This window comes from Aeromonas sp. QDB54 (assembly GCF_027707385.1).
In the GTDB taxonomy this organism is placed as follows: Bacteria; Pseudomonadota; Gammaproteobacteria; order Enterobacterales; family Aeromonadaceae; genus Aeromonas; species Aeromonas hydrophila.
The window spans coordinates 91537-112476 of sequence record NZ_JAPCIT010000003.1 but is presented as its reverse complement, the minus strand read 5'-3'; the positions used below and the strand labels follow the sequence as shown (position 1 = coordinate 112476).

Genomic DNA, 20940 nt, shown 5'->3' with positions numbered 1-20940 from the left:
GGGATAGGCAATGGCGAGTCTGGTGATGGGGCCCCTGCTGGGGCTCGAAGCGGAGACACAATACAGCATCTGTTTTTTGGCGGGGCCTGACTGCAAGGGCGCCGGGGTCAGGATCAACGGCAGCCTGCTGGCCGCCGACAAGCAGGCGGATACCCCCAGGGGCGGCTTCTGGCGGGTCAGCTGGACGGCGACCCCGGCCGAGGCGGGTTCGAGCGTGGAGTACCAGATCCTGCTGGATGGGGAGCCTGCCCGGGATCTGGCCGGTGAGGATCGCTGGCAGTTTCATCTGCCAGGGTCGGCGGAGCGGGTGCGCATTGGGTACGCCTCCTGCAACGGCTTTTCCGACTTCAAGCTGCTCACCTCCACCCCGCAGCCCTATGTGATGTGGGACAAGCTGGCCGCCGAGCACGCCACGCACCCCTTCTCGCTGCTGCTGATGGGGGGCGATCAGGTCTATGCCGACTCCCTCTGGACCACGGTGCCCAGCCTCAAGGCCTGGAACGAGCTGGACATGGCGGAGAAGGTCAAACGCAAGGCCACTCGCACCATGGAGGAGCAGCTCGATCGCTTCTACTGCGATCTCTACTGCAAGCAGTGGGGGCGGCCCGAGGTGGCGCGCCTGCTGGCCCGGATTCCGAGCGCCATGATGTGGGACGACCACGACATCTTCGATGGCTGGGGCAGCTATCCCGAGTCGCCGGACAATCTGCAGGGCTGCGACGTCTATAAGGCCATCTATGCCGCTGCGTCCCGCTATTTCCGGCTGTTCCAGCTGCGCTCCGTTGCCAACGTCTCCCTGCTGGATCCGGTCAAGCTGGGCCACCACTCCTGGCGGCTGAGTTTTCGGGGCTACCAGATCCTGGCGCTGGACAACCGGACCAATCGGACCCGCGCCCAGGTGATGAGCCCGTCCCAGTGGGATCAGATCAACGATGCGCTGGCCGTCTGCGACGCGGGCCATCTGCTGGTGCTGGCGGGGGTGCCCGTGGTCTATCGCGACTTCTCCTTCACCGAGGCGGCGCTGGATGCCACCCCCTGGGAGGAGGAGCTGACCGACGATCTCAAGGACCACTGGCGGGCCAAGGATCATCAGGGGGAGCGGGCCCGGCTCATCATGCGGCTGCTGGACAATGCCAAGAGCCGGCGTGGCTGCAAGACCCTGATCCTCTCCGGCGACGTGCACGTGGGCTGCCTCGGGGTGATCCAGGACAAGCGGGACGGGGTGCTCAACGTGCACCAGCTGGTCTCCTCCGGTATCGTTCACCCCTGTCCCACCCAGTTCCAGTGGATGGGGATCCTGGCCATGACCAACGACGATGCCGAATACCTCGACGAGAACCGGCTGATCCGCGCCGAGCTTATCAAGCCGTTCGGCGCCCCCGTCTACCTGCGTACCCGCAACTTCGCTACCCTGTTGATGGGCAGCGACAACAAGCTGTGGGCCAACTGGCACTGTGAGAACGGGCTGGCGGCCAGCTACCCGCTGGCCTGATGGCGGTGAAATGCGAAGGGCCCTGACGGGCCCTTTTTCTTGTGAGGATCAGATTCCCCAGGCCGTTGCCCGCTCAGGGTTGGTCCGGCGTCTGGGCGAAGAAGTCGCGCCGAAACTGGCCGAGTACCGCTTCCCTGTGCTGCTGCCAGCTTGCCTCGTCCATGTTGCCCCGGCTGGCCGCCAGCTGCTGCTCCAGCTCGGTCAGCTGCTGCTGGTAGTGGCTGCGCTGCGCCAGCTGCTGCTGTCGGCTGGCGGCAAACTGCAGGGTCGCTTCGGCCTGCCCGGCCGGCAGGAAGTGGTGGGCCAGGGTCGTCAGCTCCTCGTCCCCCCACAGCTGGCGCGCCTGCTGCAAGCGGGCGGCCGGGTTGAACAGTTCAGCCGCCAGATCCGGATGATCCGCCGCCCACTCATCCTGCAAGCGGGTGAGGGCGGTCAGTCGCTCGGCCAGCGGCAGTTGCTCGTGCTCCTGCGCCAGCTGCTCGAGTGCCAGGGCGTAGCGCCCCTGCAGCCGAAACAGGCTCTCCCCCTCGCTCAGCCATTGGGCCTCTATCGCTTCCAGATTGGCCAGCCGCTCGGCGAGCGGCTGCTCGCTGTCGCTCACCTCGCTAGCGAGCTGCCGGTTCATCTCGTCCGGCAAGTCGCGCCAGCTGGCAGGCGCAGGTGCTGGGCCATCTGGCACGGCGGTGGCGGCAACCGGGCCGCTAGCGCGGGCCTGTGGCGGCTTTGTCTGCGGCGACGCTGCGGTGGCTGGGTGAGCGAGCTGGCCGGTGTGTGCCGGCCGCGTTGGCGCCTCCTGCCAGCTTAGGTTGAGCAACAACAAGGCCAGCATTGTCAGTGCCAGCAAGCCGTAGCGGCGCTTCATCGGCTGATCTCTCCCTTGACCGGGAAGTGATCGGAGAGGTTGCTGGCGGGCCAGAGGCTGCCATCGCTGCTGCGCGGGATCCAGACGCTGTTGAGGTTGTGGCGCACGGCGCCGTATTCCCGGCTCACCACCAGATAGTCGAGGTACTCCACGTTGGCACCGCCGGAGAGCGGACCGCCGGCATAGGGGTTGATCCTGGGATCGAAGGTGGCCTCGGTGTAGCCGCCATAACGGGGCTCGTCGGCGTTGAGGTTGGCCAGCATGCCGGCGTAGTCGTCGGCAAACTTGCGCTTGTTGACGTTGAAGTCGCCGCCATAGATGACGGTGTCGCTGGCGGGGATCTTCAGGCTGGCGGCCAGGGTGCGGATCTGGCCGAACTGGATCTGGCGCAGCCGGCGCGCCTCGTCGGTGTCGAAGCTGGCGGTGTGGGTGGCAAACAGGTGCCAGGCCTTGCCCCCCTTGATCACCTCCGCATACATCACCCCCTTATCGGCGAAGCAGTCGGTGCCGGTGCACTGGGGATAGACCAGCTGGGCCTCGCGCACTATGGGATAGCGGCTGATGATCACCACGCCGCCGTCGTGGATGTTGACCCCCGGCTTGTCGAGCACTCTGGTTTGGTAGGGGTACTCCTTGGCCAGCGCCTGCAGGAAGCCCTCGCGGCGCCCGTCGAACACTTCCTGCAACAGCAGGGCGTCATAACCCTTGAGGTGCTCGGGCAGCAGCGCCAGCCGCTCGCCGATGCTGGCGGCGATCACCGGCAGCGCCCAGACGTTGTAGCTGGCCACCTTCAACTTGGCTTCGTCAGCGTCGGGCAGCTCCACCTGCCTGGGCGGAGTGAGCATATAGTGCAGATCGTCGTAGCGGCCGGTGAACTTGGCGGCAAAGGCCAGCTCCTGCGGCCCGCTCAGGCGGTGGATGGCGCGATCGCTCTGCCAGCCGGAGTTGTCTGCCGGCGTCTCGCCGCCGTGTTGCAGGGTGCTGTTCCACCAGGTGCCCTCCATCTTCTGGTTGAGGCGATAGGTGTCGCCGCCGGGAGTGGTGACCCGGGTTTCGAACAGATAGCTCTTGCCCGCCTTCACCCCCTCGTAGCGGTTGAAGCTGAGCACCATGGCGCTCTCCCAGGGGCCCAGCTCGGTTCTGTGCTGAAGCCACTGGCTGCCGGCCTGCAGCTGGCCGGAGCCGCTCTGGCGGATCTCCAGCTGGACCGGATCCGGGCTGTTGTTGGTGAGGTAAACGTCGGTGTCGGCCAGCGCCTGCAGCGGAAACTGGCTGGCCAGCAGCAGGGCGGCATAACTGAGGGGTTTGTGCATCATGAAGTCCTTCTGGTCGAGGCACGCTGGAAAGTGACTGTTATGGCGGGCACAGAGGTCATTTCATTTACATTTTTGTTACAAATAAATGAAGGGCCCCATATGGGGAGGTGTTAACCCATGGGGTTGGCAACGGCCAAAGGGACGGGGGAGGTCAGGACAAACGAGGTGAAGCGGGCGTGCCGGGCGGCACGCCCCTGCAAGGCGGTCAGTGCTGGAACTGGTTGATCAGGCGGGAGAGGGCATGCAGCCGCTCCACCAGCAGGGTGATGCCGTCGAGGGCCTGGCGGCTGTTGTCGGCGGTGTGGCTGGCCAGCTGATGGATCTGGTGGATGCCCTTGTCCAGGGTGCTGGTGACATCCGCCTGCTGGCTGACGGCCTGGGCAATCTCGTCGCTGGTATGGGTGACCCGGGCCAGCATACGGTTGATCTGGTTGAGCACCTCGGCGGTGGTCCCCACGTGCTGCTGGCAGCGGTCCGAGGTCTGGGCGCCCTGGCTCATGCCGTCGGCCAGCTGACGGGTCGTCTGCTGCAGCGCCTGGATCATCTCGTTGATCTCGCCGGTGGAGCTGCGGGTCTTCTGGGCCAGCGCCCGGATCTCGTCGGCCACCACCGCAAAACCGCGCCCCTGCTCGCCGGCCCGCGCCGCCTCGATGGCCGCGTTGAGGGAGAGCAGGTTGGTCTGATCGGCGATCTGGCTGATCACCTCCAGGATCCCGCTGATCTTCTGGCTGTCGCCGGTCAGCCGGGCCAGCACGGCGTGGTTGGCGTCTAGCTCGTGATGGAGCTGATCGACCGAGGACTGGGTGGTGGCCAGCGCCCGCAACCCCTCGGCGGAGACCTGCTGCACCTCGCCCACCAGTTCGCTGGCCTGATGGGCGTTGCTCGCGACATCACGAATGGAGTGGCTGAGCTCGGTGATGGCGGCGGCCAGCTGCTCGCTCTGGGCCCGCTGCTGCTGCAGGTGGATATCGATGGTCTGGATATTGCCCCTGTCATCCTCGGCGGCCTGCAGGATCTGCTGGTTGGTGTCGGCGCTGCGCCCCACCACCGCCTTGAGCTCGGCCCGCTTCATGCGCAGCGCGAGCTCCAGGGCTGCCAGGGTGTCCCGCCGCCTGGTGTAGAGCACCTGGCAAAGCGGGGTGCCCATCTCTTCGCCGGCCGTATGAGCCAGCCGGTTGAGCCGCTGCTGCAGGCGCCAGCCGTGCAGCATCTGGGCCAGCAGGGCCAGTGCGCCTGGCGCTCCCCACAGCGGATTGCCGCTGATGATGGCCGCCAGCAGGGTGAGCAGGGCGCCGCCCGACAGCAGCAGGGTGAGCAGACCGGGTTCGAGGGCGAGCCGGCTCAGCCAGGGCAGTGCCTTGCCGGCCCGGATGCGGGCGTAGAGCTGCTCCGCCCAGGCGATGTCGTGCTCGCTCGGGCGGGTGCGCACCGACTGGTACTCGATGATCTGTCGCTGTTCGTTGAGGATGGGGGTGACATAGGCGTTGACCCAGTAGAACTTGCCGCTCTTGGCGCGGTTCTTCACTAGCCCCATCCAGCTTTTACCCTGGCGCAGTCGCTGCCACATGTCGGCGAAGGCGGCCTTGGGCATGTCGGGGTGGCGTACCAGATTGTGGGGCACCCCCTCCATTTCGGCGGGGTGATAACCGGCCACGTCACAGAAGTGCTGGTTGGCGTAGGTGATGTGGCTGGCGGGGTCGGTCGTCGAGATCAGTGACAGGTGGTCGGGGAAACGTATCTCCCCCTCCCGTTGGGTTGTGGTCATGAGTGCATCCTGATTGAGCCAAGTAACTGATAGATTTGTTTTTATTTTTTGTGATTGTTACCGGCCCATTCTAGGGGGCAGCAAGCGCGCTATCTTGGCTTGGGTCAATTAATCGCCACTCTCGCTTAGCTAAATAGTGCAAATGAAAGGTGCATCTGTGCAGGCGGATGGCAAAGGAGTGGGCGGCATGCGCCAAGGGGGGGGCAGAGGTTGCAGGCGCCCCGCTGGGGGCGCCCGGGATCAGCGGCTGGCCAGCGGGTAGGTAAAGAGGGCCAGGTGGGCGAAGTTGAACAGGAAGTGGATCGCGATGGCGACGCTGAGGCGCCCGCTCAGCAGGAACGCCAGGCCATAGCAGGCCCCCGCCAGCGCGGCGAACAGCACCAGCAGCGGGCCGCCGGCCAGGTGGGCGGCGCCGAACAGCAGGCTGGCCACCAGCACCCCAAGCCAGCGCCGGCTGTGTGCGGCGATCCCCTGCTGCAGGAAGCCGCGAAACAGCGCCTCTTCCGCCACGCAGGTGAACAGCAGGTTGTTGAGGGCAAACAGCCACCACCAGCCGGGCAGGCCCGCCTCGGGCTTGAGGGCCCCCAGCTGCCAGGCGGCGACCAGCAGGGCCGCCAGCGGCACCAGCAGCAGTGCCAGTCTGCGCCACTGAACGGTGCCGCCCGGGCCCAGCAGGGCGGGCCAGGCCAGCAGCAGGCCGAAGAAGACCAGGGGCTTGTCCAGGTTGAGGTACATGTTGAACGGCACGCTGGCGGGGCCGGCCTGCACCTGATCCAGCACCTTCAGGTTGGTGAAGCCGGGGATGAGGTGCAGCATCAGCGCCACCGCCCACAGCAGCACGGCGCTCAGGGCGACGGCGCGCCAGGGCTGGGGCAGGGAGGGGGTGCGCCAGGCCAGCAGCAGGCCCGCCGCGCTGGCCAGCAGGGCGATGGGGCTCAGGTGGCCGAGGCCGAGAGCCGCCAGCAGGGCGACGACCAGCATGATGAAACCGGGCAGCCGTTGCCGGGCCAGACAGAGCAAGACGGCCAGCGCCAGTGCTCCCCAGATGAGTGAATCAGGTAGAGGTAACATTGAGTCTCCAAGGCCGATGAAAGTCCCGCACCTTAACAATGGGACATCCCATGAGACAAGGCTTAATAAGCTGGTCGGATCCCGTGTTCGGCTGGCTGCCAGGGCGCGCGGCCATAAAAAAACCGGAGCTGGGCTCCGGTTTTGGCAAGGGTGACAAGGCGTCTCAGCGGCCGGATTCGGCGATCACCCGGGCAATGATGTCGGCACGCTTGCTGGCTTCCAGCTCGCCCAGGGCGATGAGGCCAGCCTTGAAGATCACGTTCTTCGGCAGGCTGACGTCGTCCAGGGTGGCAATGGCTTCGACGTGCATACCGTTTAGACGGCTGGCATCGCGCGGGCTCAGGTTGACCTGGGTGTTCAGCACCTGCTTGCCTTTCTTCTTGGCAGGGGCGGCTTTTTTCGGTTGTTCCTGCTCGTCTTCTTCCGGCAGTTCGTCATCAAAATCGTAAATAGACATAGTCAATCCTGTTGGTTAGGCAATGGGGCATGGTTGCCCGATGTCGTTTTTCAGAGGGGTCGATCAGCCCATATCCTCGTTGCGGATAAAGGCGCGCCAGGAGCCGAGCACCTGGGCAAAATCTTCCAGCCCGCACATGGCCAGCTGTTCATCATCGTAGTAGGCGAGATCGTCGAGATCCTCATCCTGCTCGATATTGAGGACGTTGGCTTTCACCTCGGCTTCCTCGTGGGTCAGCAGCAGGGAGTAGTCGCCGCCCAGCAGCCGGTATTCGACGCGAGTCCGGCTGGAGAGCTGATCGATGATGGCGAACAGCTCGTCGAGTTTATCCTCGTCCTTGCCCACTTCGTCGATCAGCCACTGGCCGATGGCCTCATGGCCCATGGAGAACCGGGCGCGATAACCGCCGAACGGATCGCGGCGAAATTCATAATCCATAGTTCAGTCCATAGCGGAAGGGTGAGTCGTCATGGGCAGGGCAAATCCTGCTCCATGGCGGGGCGCATATAGCGTAAAGTGGCCTATTCTAGCGAGCCCCCCCTCGCTTGTCTTGAAGATGTGGCATCTTTGCCCCGCTACCGGCGCTTTGTGACCGGTCCGGCCCCCGCTTTGGAGATGTGATGCAGCTAAACGATACCCTCGCGCGCCAGATTGTCAGCCGGGCGATGAAAATCCTGTCGTGCTCGGTCGAGGTGATGGATGAAGCACTGCGACTCATCATCGCCTCAGGCTATTCCCGGTTCATTCAGCGGAGTACCTATGCAGCTCAATGACACCCTCGCACGGCAGATTGTCAGTCGGGCGATGAAGATCCTCTCTTTTTCGGTCAACGTGATGGACGAGCATGGCCTCATCATCGCGTCCGGCAACCCGGAGCGGCTCCATCAGCGTCATGAGGGGGCTGTGCTGGCGCTGACCGAGAACCGGGTGGTGGAGATCAGCGACGCCACCGCCCGTGAGCTCAAGGGGGTGCGCCCCGGCATCAACCTGCCCATCGCCTATCAGGGGGAGCTGCTCGGGGTCATCGGCATCTCGGGCGATCCGGACGAAGTTCGTGCTTACGCCGAACTGGTGCGGATGACCGCCGAGCTCATTCTGGAGCAGGCGGCGCTCACCGAGCAGCTGCAGTGGGACAAGCGCCACAAGGAGGAGCTGGTACTGCAGCTCATCCGTGGTGAAGGGCGGGACGATCAGCTGCAGCAGGCGGCCCGTTTCCTCGGGCTGGATCTGGCCCAGCCGCGGGTGGTGGCAGTGCTGGCGCTGGAGGAGGCCGACCCGGCCCGGCTGCGGGAGCTGGTGCATCTGCTGGAAAACCCGGAGCGGGACAACCTGGTGGCCATCAACGGCCTGGACGAGATAGTGGTGCTCAAGCCGGCCCAGCTCAGCGACGGCAGCTGGCAGTCGGCGCAGGAGCGCAGCCGCATCAAGCAGCTGCTGGCGCGCATTCCCCACTTTCGGGTACGCATCGGGGTGGGTGATTACTTCGCCGGCACCGGCGGGCTGGCGCGTTCCTACCAGACGGCGCGGGACACCTTGCACCGCGGCATGCGGCAGGCGCCGCGCAAGCAGGTCTATTTCTTCGAGGATTATCGGCTGCCGGTGCTGCTCGGCAGTCTGGCGGACTCCTGGCAGGCGGATCAGCTGCGGGCCCCGCTGCATAAGCTGGCGCAGGAGGACACAAAGGGAACACTGCAGAAGACGCTGCGCCAATATTTCTTGCAGGATTGTGATCTGCATCCCTGCGCCGAAGCCCTGTTCATCCACCCCAATACCCTGCGCTATCGGCTGACCCGGATTGAGCAGATAACCGGGTTGAATTTCAACAAGTTAGATGACAAGTTTCTGCTCTATCTCGGGCTCAACCTCGACAGCTGATTTGTTCATTAATACAAAAAGTTGCGTTATACAACGCTGATATTTGGTTTTTTTACCAAAGCATTCCGATCCCGGATCACCATAATGGCCACCACTCACTCATTTGAAAGGTGCCCGTCATGATCCCTGTATCCGCGCTCGGCGCTCTCGCCGCGCTCTCCATCGCCATCTTCCTGATCCTGAAGAAGGTGCCGCCCGCTTACGGCATGATCGTCGGCGCCCTGGCCGGTGGCCTGATCGGCGGCGCCGATCTGACCCAGACCGTCGCCCTGATGATCGGCGGCGCCCAGGGGATCACCACGGCGGTGATGCGGATCCTGGCGGCCGGCGTGCTGGCCGGCGTGCTGATCGAATCGGGCGCCGCCACCACCATCGCCGAGACCATCGTCAAAAAACTCGGTGAAACCCGCGCCCTGCTGGCGCTGGCGCTGGCCACCCTGATCCTGACCGCAGTCGGCGTGTTCGTGGACGTGGCCGTCATCACGGTCGCTCCCATTGCGCTGGCCATCGCCCGCCGTGCCGACCTCTCCAAGGCGGCCATCCTGCTGGCGATGATCGGTGGCGGCAAGGCGGGCAACGTCATGTCTCCCAACCCCAACGCCATCGCCGCAGCCGATGCCTTCCACCTGCCACTTACCTCGGTGATGGCAGCCGGCATCATCCCGGGCCTGTTTGGGCTGGTGATGGCCTACTGGCTGGCCAAGCGCCTCAACAACAAGGGCAGCAAGGTCGCCGCAGACGAGGTGGTGAGCTTCAATGGCAGCAAGCTGCCGGGCTTTGCCGCCGCCATCAGTGCGCCGCTGGTGGCCATCCTGCTGTTGGCCCTGCGCCCCATCGCCGGCATAGTGGTGGACCCGCTCATTGCACTGCCCCTCGGTGGCCTGGTCGGTGCCCTGATGATGGGCAAGTTCAGCAAGGTGAACCAGTTTGCGGTCTCGGGTCTCGCCCGCATGGCGCCGGTGGCCATCATGCTGCTGGGTACCGGTACCCTGGCGGGCATCATCGCCAACTCCGGTCTCAAGGATGTGCTGATCAGCGGCCTGACCGCCTCCGGTCTGCCCTCCTACCTGCTGGCCCCCATCTCCGGTGCCTTGATGTCGCTGGCGACCGCCTCGACCACCGCCGGTACCGTGGTGGCCTCCAACGTGTTCAGCTCCACCCTGCTCGAGCTTGGCATCAGCAGCCTGGCGGGGGCCGCCATGATCCACGCCGGTGCCACCGTGTTCGACCACATGCCCCACGGCTCCTTCTTCCATGCCACCGGTGGCAGCGTCCACATGGGCGTGGGTGAGCGGCTCAAGCTCATCCCCTACGAAACTGCGGTCGGTCTGACCATTGCCGCCGTCTCCACCCTGATGTTCGGCGTGTTTGGCCTCGCCTAAGGAATTGATATGAAAATTGTTATCGCCCCCGATTCATTCAAGGAGAGCCTCAGCGCCATGGCGGTGGCCGATGCCATCGAGGCCGGATTCAAGCAGGTGTTGCCGGATGCCACCTACGTCAAATTGCCGATGGCCGATGGCGGCGAGGGGACGGTGCAGTCCCTGGTGGACGCCACCGGTGGCCGCACTCTGCCCTTCTATGTGACCGCTCCCCTTGGCAACAAGGTACAGGGCTTCGTCGGTCTGCTGGGGGATGGCGAGCGTGCGGTCATCGAGATGGCGGCGGCCTCCGGCCTGCATCTGGTGGCGCCTGAGCTGCGCAATCCGCTGCACACCTCTAGCAGCGGCACCGGCGAGCTGATCCTGGCGGCCCTCGACATGGGGGTGAAGCATCTGATCCTCGGCATCGGCGGCAGTGCCACCAATGACGGCGGTGCCGGCATGATCCAGGCGCTTGGTGGCAAACTGCTCAAGCGCGACGGCACTCCCATCGCGCCGGGTGGCGCCGGTCTGGCCGAGCTGGCCACCATCGATCTGAGCGGGCTCGATTCGCGCCTCGCCAAGATCACCATTGAAGTGGCCTGCGACGTGGACAACCCGCTGTGCGGGCCGAAAGGGGCCTCCGCCGTGTTCGGTCCGCAGAAGGGGGCGACCCCCGCGATGGTGGCGCAGCTGGACGCCAACCTGGCCCACTACGCCGACTGCATCGAGCAGGCGCTTGGCAAGCAGGTGAAGGAGATTGCGGGGGCGGGCGCCGCCGGTGGCATGGGCGCGGCCCTGGTGGGTCTGCTCGGCGCCGAACTGAAACCCGGCATCCAGATCGTCATCGAGGCGCTGAAACTGGCCGAGGCGGTGGCCGACGCGGATCTGGTCATCACTGGTGAGGGACGCATCGATAGCCAGACCATCCACGGCAAGACGCCAATCGGTGTCGCACGCTGCGCCAAGCAGTTCGGCAAGCCGGTGATCGGCATTGCGGGCTGCCTGACCGACGATTACGGCGTGGTGCACGAGCACGGGCTGGATGCGGTGTTCGCCGTGGTCAACCGTGCCATGTCGCTGCCGGAGGCGCTGGCCACCGCCACCACCAACCTGCAGCTCACGGCCCGCAACGTGGCGGCGCTTTATCTGCTGCGACCCTGACTCTCTTCTGGCCGGTGCATGGCGCCGGCCAACCCAGCCCCGTGTCGCGGTGACGACCTGCCCCGCAGCAGGTCTGCCCGAAACACCTTGCCGATCAGATGATCGGCTTTTTTCATTATCCTGCTGTATAGCCAGTGCTTTTCTGCGGTTTCTGTATTCTGGCCGCCGACTTTGCGGCATAGTGATCCCCCATAGTACAAGGAGCAACCCATGATCTTGCTGACCCTGGGGGTACTGCTGTTTACCCTGATCCACCTCTATCCCTGCTTCGCAGGTGCCCATCGGGCCCGCTTGCGCGAGCGGCTGGGGGAGAATCGCTACAAGGGACTCTTCTCGTTGCTGGTGTTCATCGCCATCGCCTGCATCATCGCCGGCTGGCGCAGCGCCAGCCCGCTGCCGCTCTATTTTCTGCCCGCCTGGGGACCGACCCTGATGATGGCGGTCATGCCCATCGCCCTGATCCTGTTCTGCTCCGGTCAGGGGCCCAACCACCTGCGGCGCTGGCTGGTGCATCCCCAGCTGCTTGGCACCCTGCTCTGGGCCGGCGCCCACCTGGCGGTCAACAGCGAGGCCCGCTCCCTGGTGCTGTTTGGCGGCATAGGCCTGTGGGCGCTGGTGAGCATCGTCTGGATTTCGGTGCGGGACTGGCAGCGCCATCCCCGTCCGGCGGCCAACTGGTACGGCACCGGGCTCAGCGTGGGGGCCGGGCTGGCGCTCACCGCCCTGCTGATCTTCTGGGGGCACGGCATGCTCACCGGCATCCCCCTCTATTGAGCGGGTGAACTGGCCGGCGTGCCCGTGCGTATGTCACTCATCTGCCTGACAGGAGTCGCTCGATGAAATGGATCATGTTGTTGCTGACACTCGGGGCCGGGGCGGCCGTCGCCGCCTGCCCGGACTACTTCAACGTGGAGATGCGGGAGCTCAACAGCACCCAGCGCCACAACCTCTGCCAGCTGACCGAGGGCAAGGTGGTACTGGTGGTCAATACCGCCTCCTACTGCGGCTATCGCGGCCAGTTCCGGGATCTGGAGACGCTCTACCAGACCTACAAGGAGAAGGGATTGGTGGTGCTCGGCTTCCCCTCCAATGACTTCTGGCAGGAGGCGGGGGAGGAGGACAAGACCGCCTCGGTCTGCCGACGCGATTACGGGGTCACCTTCCCCATGTTCAACCGGATCGCCGTGCGCGGGGCCGATGCCAGCCCGCTTTACCGGGGGTTGGCCACGGCGGCAGGCGAAGCGCCGGGCTGGAACTTTCACAAATACCTGGTCGGCCGTGACGGCAAGCTGGTCGCGAGTTATGGGGCGAACCAGAATCCGGCGGACGATCCCTTGCAAAAAGAGGTCAAACGGGCGCTCGGCCTTTAGCGCTACCCCGCGGCGGGCGGCTCTGGAATAATGGGGGCCCGCTCTTCTCTCTGGTAATCCCGTGCTGCAACGTCTGCCCCAAATGGTGATCTTCGATGCCCTGGTCCGTGAACAGGGCATCTCGGCGGCCGCCCGGCGGCTCGGGGTCTCCAAATCCCACATCAGCAAGCAGCTGGCCCAGCTGGAGACCGAACTCGGTGCCCAGCTGGTGCAGCGCACCACCCGCCGCTTCTCCCTCACCGAGCTCGGCCAGGAGTATGCCCGCCACTGCCGCGCCCTGGTGGCGGTGGCACTGGAGGCCGACTCCATGGTAGCGGAGCGGCGCGGCAAGGTGAGCGGCATCCTGCATCTGGGGGTTGGTCAGTCTTTCGGCCGGCTGCACGTGATCCCGCGCCTCAAGGCGTTTCAGGATCGCTACCCCGAACTGGAGCTGGAGGTCTCGCTGTTCGATCACCGCACCAACCTGGTGGATGAGGGGCTGGATCTCTGGATCACCACCTACGAGGACAAACCCGAGGCCCTGGTGGGGCAGCGGCTGGCGGACATTCACTTCGTACTGGTGGCCTCGCCGGACTATCTGCTGAGCCACGGCACCCCGCTGCACCCCAGAGATCTGGCCCAGCACAACTGCATCACCTATCAGAGCCGGGAGCGGCGCTACCACGAGTGGTCGTTTCGTCAGGGCAAGGAGCGCCAGACGGTGCAGGTGGCCGGCAACTACCGGGTGGATCTGGCGGAGGCGGTGCGCGACGCCGCCCTGGCCGGGCTCGGCATCGCCTACGTGGCCAACTACCTGCTGGACAAGGAGTTGCAGTCCGGCCAGCTGATCCCGCTGCTGCCCCAGTGGCGGCCGAACCAGAAGATGGCGGTGCACGCCGTCTATGCCAGACGCGAGCACCTGGATCCCAAGATCCGGCTGTTCATCGACTTCCTCAAGGAGAGCTTTGGTCCGAACCCCTACTGGGAGCAGCGGCTGGCCCCCTGGCTCGGTGGCAAATTGTCCGGCACCGAGGAATAATCGTTTCCATATAAGAACACTGGCTTTCGCTTGAAACCAAAATCGAGTCAAATCAGCCAGTTGCCGCAACCGGTATCGTGCAAACGTTTTTGCTAACAGGGCTGTAACCAAGTGGACTTGCAGTGGCGAGGCCGGGAGCGCAGAATCCGCGCCCATCTTTCGCCCCACCTGATGGAGTCCCTATGATTGCCCTGCTCGGCATCCTGAGCATTCTGGCCGTGGCCACGCTCTGCTCTGATAATCGTCGTCGTATCCCGTTGCGAACAGTGGGCCTGGCCCTCTGCCTGCAGATCCTCTTCGCCGGCCTGGTGCTCTGGCTGCCCGCCGGTCAGCACGTGCTGAACGGGGTAAGCGAAAGCGTCAGCAGCGTGATCGGCTACGGTCAGGAGGGGATCGCCTTCCTGTTCGGCGATCTGGCCAAGTTCAAGCTGGGCTTCATCTTTGCCTTCAACGTGCTGCCGGTCATCATCTTCTTCTCCGCGGTGATCGCCATCCTCTACCACATCGGCCTGATGCCGAAAGTGATCGCCCTGCTCGGCGGTGGCCTGCAGAAGCTGCTGGGCACCGGCCGCGCCGAGAGCCTCTCCGCCACCGCCAACATCTTCGTCGGCATGGTGGAAGCGCCGCTGGTGGTCAAACCCTATCTCTCCAAGATGTCCGACTCCCAGTTCTTCGCGGTGATGAGCTGCGGCCTCGCCTCCGTGGCCGGCGGTACCCTGGTGGGTTACGCCAGCATCGGGGTCGAGCTGAAATACCTGATCGCGGCGGCCTTCATGTCGGCGCCGGCCGGTCTGGCCATGGCCAAGATCCTGGTGCCGCCTGCCGCCGAAGAGCAGGACCACCATCAGGACGTGGTGATCCCGCGCGCCACCAACGTGATTGAAGCGGCCGCCGATGGCGCCATGTCCGGCCTCAACATCGCGGTTGCCGTGGGGGCTACCCTGCTGGCGTTCGTCGGGGTGATCGCCATGCTCAACGGCCTGCTGGGCTGGGCAGGCGACCTGGTGGGGCTGGAGCTGAGCTTCCAGATCATCCTGGGCTGGCTGTTTGCACCCGTCTCCTGGCTGATCGGTATTCCTTGGGAGCAGGCTCAGGCCGCCGGCGCTCTGATCGGGACCAAGATAGTGGTGAACGAGTTCGTCGCCTTCATCGCTCTGGTGCAGGATCAGACCCTGAGCGAGTCGAGCAAGGCCATCGTCACCTTCGCCCTGTGTGGTTTCGCCAACATCTCTTCCATGGCGATCCTGATCGGCGGCCTGGGCGCCATGGTGCCGGAGCGCAAATCCTTCATCGCCCGTTACGGCATGCGCGCCATCCTGGCGGGTGTGCTGGCGAACCTGATGAGTGCCTCGCTGGCGGGCTTGTTCCTCGCCCTCTGATTGACCCAGAAGCTAGCACCTTCCGGTCAGAGCCCGCTTCGGCGGGCTTTTTTGTGGCCGCTTGCCGGCAAAAAAAAGCGCCTCAGGGAGGCGCGGGGAAAAAGACAGATTGGAAGCGTCACATGGGTGCCACTTGAATGAGGGATGAGCCATGCCATCCAAGTGTGAAGCCATGATGCCTGATGCTGTCTGAAGCCCTTCTGAGGCGATTCTTCATACTATGTTCATTTTGCTAAACGCAATGGGACTGACTTGTCAGAGGCTCAGAGGCTCAGGGGGTCAGCGCAAAGTTGTCTGCGGTCTGTTGCTCCAGCGCCAGCAACCAACGTTTGATGGGAATGCCGCCGGCATAACCGGTCAGCTCGCCGCTGCGGCCGATCACCCGGTGACAGGGCACTATGATGCTGAGCGGATTGCGGCCGTTGGCGGCACCCACCGCCCGCACTGCCTTGGGATTGCCGATGGCCTGGGCTATCTCGAGGTAGCTGACGGTCTCGCCATAGGGAATATCGCCCAGGGCGCGCCACACCGACTGCTGAAAAGGGGTGCCCCGGGCGGCCAGCGGCAGATCGAAGCGGCGCAGGCGACCGGCGAAGTAGGCCGCGAACTGTTCGATGAAGGGGGCCAGCGCCTGATCGTCGCGCTGCCATTCGTCGGTCGGGGTCACCGGCTGCTCGCCTAGCACGAACTCCACATAGCGCAGCCCGTCCCGGTCGATGGCGATGAGCAGAGGGCCGTGGACGCTGTCGCAAAAACTGAATTTCATTCTGTCATCCTCGGGCGTTGGGCAAGGGCCCGGCTAGTCCACTACCGGCTTGCCGCGGGTCGATTTTATCTCCCCCTTGCGCTTCTTGGCATCGATCCGCTTGCGCTGGGAGCTGCGGGTCGGCTTGGTGGCGTGGCGGGCCTTGGGGCGCCAGGCCGCTTTCTTCAGCAGCTCCACCAGACGGTTCATCGCCTCCTTGCGGTTCATGTCCTGGCTGCGGTGGGTCTCGACCCGGATCATGATGAAACCGTCGTGAACCCGGCTGTCGCTCAGCTTGTCGAGCCCCTCCTTGTAGAGCGGGGTGAGGCTGGGGGAGTTGCGGTAATCGAAGCGCAACCAGACGGCGGAGTCGGTCTTGTTGACGTGCTGGCCACCGTTGCCCTGCGCCCGCATGGTCTGGAATTGCAGTTCATGCCAGGGCAGGGTAACGCTGTTGGAGATGACTAACATACTGCGGTGCTCTTGTTTGGTGCATCGGCTGTGGCTGGCTCAGCTTGGTGCCTCATAATGGGGCGAGATGCGCTCCCTTGGTGATGCCGGGAGAGTCCTGCTCCAGACGTAAATGCTATCTTTTTGAAATTAAACAATAAAAAGACTTGGCACAAGAATTGATTCCCCATTCATGACATACCATGGATTGGGAGCAACCAGATGAAGCTGATTACTGCGATTATCAAACCCTTCAAGTTGGACGACGTGCGCGAAGCCATCGCCAACCTGGGGGTCGAGGGTCTGACCGTGTCCGAGGTCAAAGGGTTTGGCCGCCAGAAGGGGCACACCGAATTATACCGGGGAGCCGAGTATCAGGTCGACTTCCTGCCCAAGGTAAAGCTGGAGATAGCGACGGCCGACGACAACGTCGAAGGGGTGATCGAGGCGATCTGCAAGGCCGCCTATACCGGCAAGATCGGTGATGGCAAGATCTTCGTCTACGACCTGCTGCAGGCCGTGCGCATTCGGACCGGTGAGAGCGACGACGAGGCGCTCTGATCGCGCTGGATGGGGCGAATGATCGGTACTTTGTCGCTGATTGACTCCATGGTGGGGCCGGATAGGATTCTATCCGGCCCCTTTGTTTGAACAGGGTTTAAATATGTGATCCCGCCACATCAGGATTTCTTGATCCGGCTGTCGAGCTCAATGCAAAATGCAAACAGCAATGGTTCTCACTCGATATAGCAACTCAAGGAATGGATGATGAAAATGAAGATGTTGGCACTGGCTTTCTCTGCGTTGGCGGCTCAGTCGGCATTGGCGGCAGGGGAGGTAAATGTCTACTCCAACCGGCAGGATGAGCTGATCAAGCCCATCATCCAGCAGTTCGAGAAGGAATCGGGCATCAAGGTCAACGTGGTGTTCGCCAAAGAGGGGCTGAACGAGCGTCTGGAGCGGGAAGGCAAGCTCTCCCCGGCGGATCTGATGCTGACCGTCGACATCAGCCGGCTGACCGATCTGATGGACAAGGGGCTGGTGCAGCCGGTGGACAGCAAGATCCTGCAGGAGAACATCCCCGCCATCTATCGCGATCCGGACAACCGCTGGTTCGCGCTGACCACCCGGGTGCGCGCCATCTATTCCAGCAAGGATCGTCTCGGCAAGCTCGATACCATCAGCTACGAAGATCTGGCCAAGCCTGAATTCAAAGGAAAAATCTGCACCCGCAGCGGCAAGCATGAGTACAATGTGGCGCTGGTCTCCTCCATGATCGCTCATCACGGCATGACCGAGACCAAGAGCTGGCTGGAAGGGGTCAAGGCCAACCTGGCGCGCAAGCCGCAGGGCAACGACCGGGATCAGGTCAAAGCGATCAAGGATGGTATCTGTGACCTGTCGCTCGGCAATAGCTACTACCTGGGTGCCATGTTGAAGGATCCGGCGCAGAAGGCTTGGGCCGATGCCGTCTACATCAACTTCCCGAACCAGGCTGACCGCGGCGCCCACGTCAACGTGAGCGGCGTGGCCATGACCAAGTACGCCAAGAACAAGGTTGAGGCCCAGAAGCTGATGGAGTTCCTCGCCGGCGACACCGCCCAGCACATGTATGCGGACGTGAACGCCGAATATCCGGTCAAGGCCGGGGTCGAGCCTTCCGCCATGGTCAAGTCCTGGGGCAGCTTCAAGTCTGACGCGCTACCGGTCAGCGATTACGCCAAGCACCGCAAGGACGCCTTGCAGTTACTGGATGAAGTGAAATTCGACTTGTAATTCAGATGGGGCCAAGGGCCCCATCAACCTCTGTGGTCTCATGAAAAATTTTGGATGGATTACCGGCAGCTGGGCCAGCGCCCTGCTGCTGGCTTTGCCGGTGCTTGCACTGGTCTTCTCCGCCTTGTCGGCCGACGGAGATCTGTTTGGCCACCTCGCCGATACCGTGCTGTTCGACTATCTGGCCAATACCCTGGGGCTGGTGGTCGGCGTGGTGCTGCTCAGTCTGCTGTTCGGTGTGCCGACCGCCTGGCTGGTGGCCATGTGCCAGGTGCCGGGGCGGCGCGCCCTGCAGTGGGCGCTGATGCTGCCGATGGCCATGCCCTCCTATATCGTCGCCTACGTCTATACCGACCTGCTCGACTACTCGGGCCCGCTGCAAGCGGGACTGCGGCAGCTGTTTGGCTGGAGCGGGCCGGCCGATTACTGGTTTCCGGCCATCCGCTCCCTCGGCGGCGCCGCCTGGGTGCTGGCGCTGGTGCTGTTTCCCTACGTCTATCTGCTGACCCGCGCCTCTTTTCTCGAGCAGTCGGTCAGCCTCATTCACTCCAGCCGCCTGCTCGGTTGCTCCCCCTGGCAGAGTTTTCGCCGCCTCAGCCTGCCGCTGGCGCGCCCGGCCATCATGGTGGCGGTATCGCTGGTGGCGATGGAGACGCTGGCCGATTTTGCCACCGTTCACTTCTTTGCCATCAACACCCTGACCACGGCGGTCTACGACACCTGGCTCGGTTATGGCAGCTTGGCCACCGCCGCCAAGCTCTCCTGCCTGATGCTGCTGGCGGTGGTGCTGCTGATCGCGCTGGAGCGCCGCTCGCGCAGCCGGCAGCAGGTGTTCCAGAAGTCGATGGGTCATGAGCAGCCGCTGTGCTATCCGCTCAAGGGGATTGGCCGTTGGTTGGCCGCTCTCTGGTGCTGGGGGCTGGTGCTGGCCGGCTTCGGCCTGCCGTTCGTCATCCTGCTCGATTACGGCGTGCGCTACTTCGAATTGTCGTGGACGCCGGAGTTCGTTCGCTTTGCCGGCAACAGCTTGGCTATCTCGGCGCTGACCGCCCTGCTGGCCATGGGCATCGCCCTGCTGCTCGGCTTCTGTCGTCGCCTCGATGGCGGAGTCAAGAGCCTGCTGCCGCTGCGCATCGCGGCCATGGGTTACGCCATGCCGGGTACCGTGCTGGCCATCGGGGTGCTGGTGCCGCTCACCGCCCTCGATTTTGCCATCAACGATCTGGCCGAGTGGCTGGGGCGTCAGGGCCCGGGTCTGCTGCTGACCGGTACCATCACCGCCATCGTGTTCGGCTATCTGGTGCGCTTCGTGGCCATCGCCATCGGTTCGGTGGAGAGCAGCATGGGCAAGATCTCCCCCAGCCTCGACATGGCGGCCCGATCCTTAGGGCAGGGGGATGGCGCCATGCTGCGGCGGGTGCACCTGCCGCTGGTACGGCGCGGGCTGTTTGCCGGTGCCATGCTGGTGTTCATCGAATCCATGAAGGAGCTGCCTGCCGCCCTGCTGCTGCGGCCGTTCAACTTCGACACCCTGGCGACCCACGTCTACCAGTTCGTGTCGGACGAGATGCTGGAGCGCGGCGCGCTCGGTGCCATCGTCATCGTGCTGGTGGGGCTGTTGCCGCTGATCTGGGTCAACCGCAACCTGGATGGGGCGGGGCACTGAGTCGCCACGTAGGCCAATGAAATTGCATGCAGTGTGCTGAGCCGAAAGGCCGCACACCGCCAGAAATGAGAGGAAGTCAGCCTTGTCCTGTTTGCAGGTTGAAAATGTCAGTTGCCGTTACAACGGCCGCAATGTGCTGGAGCAGCTCTCCCTGACGGTGGCCGACAACGAGATTGTCTGCCTGCTGGGGGCGAGCGGCTGCGGCAAGACCACGCTGCTCAAGGCCATCGCCGGCCTGCTGCCGCTGGCGGAGGGCACGATCCGCCTCGGCGATACCCTGCTCGACGGGCCGGATGTCAGCGTGCCGCCCGAGGCGCGCAACATCGGCATGATCTTTCAGGATTACGCCCTTTTTCCCCACCTGACGGTGGCCGACAACGTCGGCTTTGGCCTGACCAAACTCGATCGCCGTGCCCGCCAGCAGCAGGTGGACGAGGCGCTGGCGCTGGTCAATCTGCAGGGGCTGGGGGATCGCTATCCCCATCAGCTCTCCGGTGGCCAGCAGCAGCGGGTGGCGATTGCCCGGGCGCTGGTATGCAAGCCGCGGCTGATGCTGCTGGACGAACCCTTCTCCAACATCGACACCCAGGTAAGGATGAAGTTGATCCTGGAGATCCGCGCCCTGCTCAAGCAGCAGGGGATCGGCGCCATCTTCGTCAGTCACAGCAAGGAAGAGGCGTTCGCCTTCGCCGATCGGCTGGCGCTGTTTCGCGCGGGTCACATCGAACAGGTGGGTCAGCCGGAGCAGCTCTATCGCCGCCCCCAGAACCGCTTCGTGGCGGAGTTTCTCGGCGGGGTCAACTACCTGGCGGCCGAGGTGGTGGACAGCCACTGTGTGCGCACGGCGCTCGGAGTCATCTGCGGCAGCGAGCCCCATGGCCGGGCAGTGGGTGAGCTGCTGCAACTGATGCTCAGGCCCCAGCAGCTGCTGCTGGAGAGCGTCGCGGATGGCGAGCTCAAGGTGGTGGAGCAGCAGTTCCTCGGCCATCACTGCCGGGTGCTGTTCGAGAGTGGCGAGCTGCGGCTGGAGGCGAGCATCGGCGAGCCGCTGGAGGGAGCGCGGGCGCGGGTCAGGGTGACGCCCCACGCGCTGGTGTTGTTTGACCCTTTACCCTGAACGCGTGATATCGTCGTGAAATCAATGAACTGGAACCGCGCTGGTTTATAATCGCG

At 64.1% G+C, this 20940-nt stretch carries 21 protein-coding genes; 13 read left to right on the top strand and 8 right to left on the bottom strand.

The window, feature by feature from the left end; translation table 11 throughout:
- Positions 1-10 precede the first annotated feature (10 nt).
- Entirely contained in the window at positions 11-1492 is a 1482-nt protein-coding gene (locus tag PG881_RS04050; protein WP_270798088.1) for an alkaline phosphatase D family protein, read from the top strand.
- A gap of 73 nt (positions 1493-1565) precedes the next feature.
- On the opposite strand, the gene PG881_RS04045 is transcribed toward PG881_RS04050, so the two are convergent.
- The 6 genes from PG881_RS04045 to PG881_RS04020 form a co-directional block, all read right to left on the bottom strand.
- A complete protein-coding gene (locus PG881_RS04045) occupies positions 1566-2354 on the bottom strand; it encodes a hypothetical protein (protein ID WP_270798087.1) in 789 nt (262 codons plus the stop codon).
- On the bottom strand, positions 2351-3667 hold the full coding sequence (locus PG881_RS04040) for a sphingomyelin phosphodiesterase (RefSeq protein WP_270798086.1): 1317 nt from the start codon (positions 3665-3667) through the stop codon (positions 2351-2353). Before PG881_RS04040 ends, PG881_RS04045 begins: the two co-directional genes overlap by 4 nt.
- Positions 3668-3875: 208 nt before the next feature.
- On the bottom strand, positions 3876-5435 hold the full coding sequence (locus PG881_RS04035; protein ID WP_041218181.1) for a methyl-accepting chemotaxis protein: 1560 nt from the start codon (positions 5433-5435) through the stop codon (positions 3876-3878).
- A gap of 240 nt (positions 5436-5675) precedes the next feature.
- Positions 5676-6506: a CPBP family intramembrane glutamic endopeptidase gene (locus tag PG881_RS04030; protein ID WP_270798085.1), complete on the bottom strand. Its 831-nt coding sequence runs from the start codon at positions 6504-6506 to the stop codon at positions 5676-5678.
- A 163-nt stretch (positions 6507-6669) separates the two neighbouring features.
- Complete coding sequence (locus tag PG881_RS04025) at positions 6670-6963, bottom strand: hypothetical protein (protein WP_016349397.1); 294 nt, start codon at positions 6961-6963, stop codon at positions 6670-6672.
- A 63-nt stretch (positions 6964-7026) separates the two neighbouring features.
- The gene (locus tag PG881_RS04020) at positions 7027-7401 is read right to left on the bottom strand and encodes a YacL family protein (protein ID WP_029304568.1); all 375 of its coding nucleotides are present in this window, start codon (positions 7399-7401) and stop codon (positions 7027-7029) included.
- A gap of 182 nt (positions 7402-7583) precedes the next feature.
- Here PG881_RS04020 and PG881_RS04015 point away from each other — a divergent pair, with 182 nt between their 5' ends.
- From PG881_RS04015 to PG881_RS03980, 8 genes are all read left to right on the top strand, one after another.
- On the top strand, positions 7584-7736 hold the full coding sequence (locus tag PG881_RS04015; RefSeq protein WP_270798084.1) for a sugar diacid recognition domain-containing protein: 153 nt from the start codon (positions 7584-7586) through the stop codon (positions 7734-7736).
- Positions 7723-8838, top strand: a complete 1116-nt coding sequence (locus PG881_RS04010) for a sugar diacid recognition domain-containing protein (RefSeq protein ID WP_270798083.1) — start codon at positions 7723-7725, stop codon at positions 8836-8838. Before PG881_RS04015 ends, PG881_RS04010 begins: the two co-directional genes overlap by 14 nt.
- Before the next feature lie 119 nt (positions 8839-8957).
- Complete coding sequence (locus tag PG881_RS04005; protein WP_017409005.1) at positions 8958-10220, top strand: GntP family permease; 1263 nt, start codon at positions 8958-8960, stop codon at positions 10218-10220.
- A gap of 9 nt (positions 10221-10229) precedes the next feature.
- Positions 10230-11363 carry a glycerate kinase gene (locus PG881_RS04000; protein WP_242796334.1) on the top strand — a complete coding sequence of 378 codons (1134 nt, stop codon included), beginning with the start codon at positions 10230-10232 and terminating at the stop codon, positions 11361-11363.
- A 210-nt stretch (positions 11364-11573) separates the two neighbouring features.
- Positions 11574-12137 carry an NnrU family protein gene (locus tag PG881_RS03995; protein WP_049047973.1) on the top strand — a complete coding sequence of 188 codons (564 nt, stop codon included), beginning with the start codon at positions 11574-11576 and terminating at the stop codon, positions 12135-12137.
- Positions 12138-12199: 62 nt separating this feature from the next.
- Positions 12200-12733: a glutathione peroxidase gene (locus PG881_RS03990; RefSeq protein ID WP_146061716.1), complete on the top strand. Its 534-nt coding sequence runs from the start codon at positions 12200-12202 to the stop codon at positions 12731-12733.
- 82 nt (positions 12734-12815) lie between these two features.
- Entirely contained in the window at positions 12816-13751 is a 936-nt protein-coding gene (locus PG881_RS03985) for a LysR family transcriptional regulator (protein WP_016349403.1), read from the top strand.
- Positions 13752-13933: 182 nt separating this feature from the next.
- Positions 13934-15130 (top strand): NupC/NupG family nucleoside CNT transporter, encoded by a 1197-nt coding sequence (locus PG881_RS03980; RefSeq protein ID WP_011704612.1) that lies wholly within the window; start codon positions 13934-13936, stop codon positions 15128-15130.
- Positions 15131-15401: 271 nt separating this feature from the next.
- Here the strand turns inward: PG881_RS03980 and PG881_RS03975 are convergent, their stop codons facing one another.
- Positions 15402-15896: a methylated-DNA--[protein]-cysteine S-methyltransferase gene (locus PG881_RS03975; RefSeq protein WP_242796332.1), complete on the bottom strand. Its 495-nt coding sequence runs from the start codon at positions 15894-15896 to the stop codon at positions 15402-15404.
- Positions 15897-15929: 33 nt separating this feature from the next.
- Positions 15930-16346 carry an alternative ribosome rescue aminoacyl-tRNA hydrolase ArfB gene (arfB, locus tag PG881_RS03970; RefSeq protein WP_045529119.1) on the bottom strand — a complete coding sequence of 139 codons (417 nt, stop codon included), beginning with the start codon at positions 16344-16346 and terminating at the stop codon, positions 15930-15932.
- A gap of 201 nt (positions 16347-16547) precedes the next feature.
- Between arfB and glnK the strand changes: the two genes are divergently transcribed.
- From glnK to PG881_RS03950, 4 genes are all read left to right on the top strand, one after another.
- Positions 16548-16886: a P-II family nitrogen regulator gene (gene glnK / locus PG881_RS03965; RefSeq protein ID WP_011704615.1), complete on the top strand. Its 339-nt coding sequence runs from the start codon at positions 16548-16550 to the stop codon at positions 16884-16886.
- Positions 16887-17093: 207 nt separating this feature from the next.
- Positions 17094-18101: a Fe(3+) ABC transporter substrate-binding protein gene (locus PG881_RS03960; protein WP_270798082.1), complete on the top strand. Its 1008-nt coding sequence runs from the start codon at positions 17094-17096 to the stop codon at positions 18099-18101.
- A 40-nt stretch (positions 18102-18141) separates the two neighbouring features.
- Entirely contained in the window at positions 18142-19767 is a 1626-nt protein-coding gene (locus PG881_RS03955; protein WP_242796330.1) for an ABC transporter permease, read from the top strand.
- Between the two features lie 82 nt (positions 19768-19849).
- Positions 19850-20884, top strand: a complete 1035-nt coding sequence (locus PG881_RS03950) for an ABC transporter ATP-binding protein (protein ID WP_242796328.1) — start codon at positions 19850-19852, stop codon at positions 20882-20884.
- The last annotated feature ends 56 nt before the right edge of the window (positions 20885-20940 follow it).

Excerpts from the sequence above, each read along its gene's own strand:
- PG881_RS04050 (WP_270798088.1), top strand. The coding sequence starts at position 11 with ATGGCGAGTCTGGTGATGGGGCCCCTGCTGGGGCTCGAAGCGGAGACA.
- PG881_RS04045 (WP_270798087.1), bottom strand. The coding sequence starts at position 2,354 with ATGAAGCGCCGCTACGGCTTGCTGGCACTGACAATGCTGGCCTTGTTG.
- PG881_RS04040 (WP_270798086.1), bottom strand. The coding sequence starts at position 3,667 with ATGCACAAACCCCTCAGTTATGCCGCCCTGCTGCTGGCCAGCCAGTTT.
- PG881_RS04035 (WP_041218181.1), bottom strand. The coding sequence starts at position 5,435 with ATGACCACAACCCAACGGGAGGGGGAGATACGTTTCCCCGACCACCTG.
- PG881_RS04030 (WP_270798085.1), bottom strand. The coding sequence starts at position 6,506 with ATGTTACCTCTACCTGATTCACTCATCTGGGGAGCACTGGCGCTGGCC.
- PG881_RS04025 (WP_016349397.1), bottom strand. The coding sequence starts at position 6,963 with ATGTCTATTTACGATTTTGATGACGAACTGCCGGAAGAAGACGAGCAG.
- PG881_RS04020 (WP_029304568.1), bottom strand. The coding sequence starts at position 7,401 with ATGGATTATGAATTTCGCCGCGATCCGTTCGGCGGTTATCGCGCCCGG.
- PG881_RS04015 (WP_270798084.1), top strand. The coding sequence starts at position 7,584 with ATGCAGCTAAACGATACCCTCGCGCGCCAGATTGTCAGCCGGGCGATG.
- PG881_RS04010 (WP_270798083.1), top strand. The coding sequence starts at position 7,723 with ATGCAGCTCAATGACACCCTCGCACGGCAGATTGTCAGTCGGGCGATG.
- PG881_RS04005 (WP_017409005.1), top strand. The coding sequence starts at position 8,958 with ATGATCCCTGTATCCGCGCTCGGCGCTCTCGCCGCGCTCTCCATCGCC.
- PG881_RS04000 (WP_242796334.1), top strand. The coding sequence starts at position 10,230 with ATGAAAATTGTTATCGCCCCCGATTCATTCAAGGAGAGCCTCAGCGCC.
- PG881_RS03995 (WP_049047973.1), top strand. The coding sequence starts at position 11,574 with ATGATCTTGCTGACCCTGGGGGTACTGCTGTTTACCCTGATCCACCTC.
- PG881_RS03990 (WP_146061716.1), top strand. The coding sequence starts at position 12,200 with ATGAAATGGATCATGTTGTTGCTGACACTCGGGGCCGGGGCGGCCGTC.
- PG881_RS03985 (WP_016349403.1), top strand. The coding sequence starts at position 12,816 with ATGGTGATCTTCGATGCCCTGGTCCGTGAACAGGGCATCTCGGCGGCC.
- PG881_RS03980 (WP_011704612.1), top strand. The coding sequence starts at position 13,934 with ATGATTGCCCTGCTCGGCATCCTGAGCATTCTGGCCGTGGCCACGCTC.
- PG881_RS03975 (WP_242796332.1), bottom strand. The coding sequence starts at position 15,896 with ATGAAATTCAGTTTTTGCGACAGCGTCCACGGCCCTCTGCTCATCGCC.
- arfB (WP_045529119.1), bottom strand. The coding sequence starts at position 16,346 with ATGTTAGTCATCTCCAACAGCGTTACCCTGCCCTGGCATGAACTGCAA.
- glnK (WP_011704615.1), top strand. The coding sequence starts at position 16,548 with ATGAAGCTGATTACTGCGATTATCAAACCCTTCAAGTTGGACGACGTG.
- PG881_RS03960 (WP_270798082.1), top strand. The coding sequence starts at position 17,094 with ATGAAAATGAAGATGTTGGCACTGGCTTTCTCTGCGTTGGCGGCTCAG.
- PG881_RS03955 (WP_242796330.1), top strand. The coding sequence starts at position 18,142 with ATGAAAAATTTTGGATGGATTACCGGCAGCTGGGCCAGCGCCCTGCTG.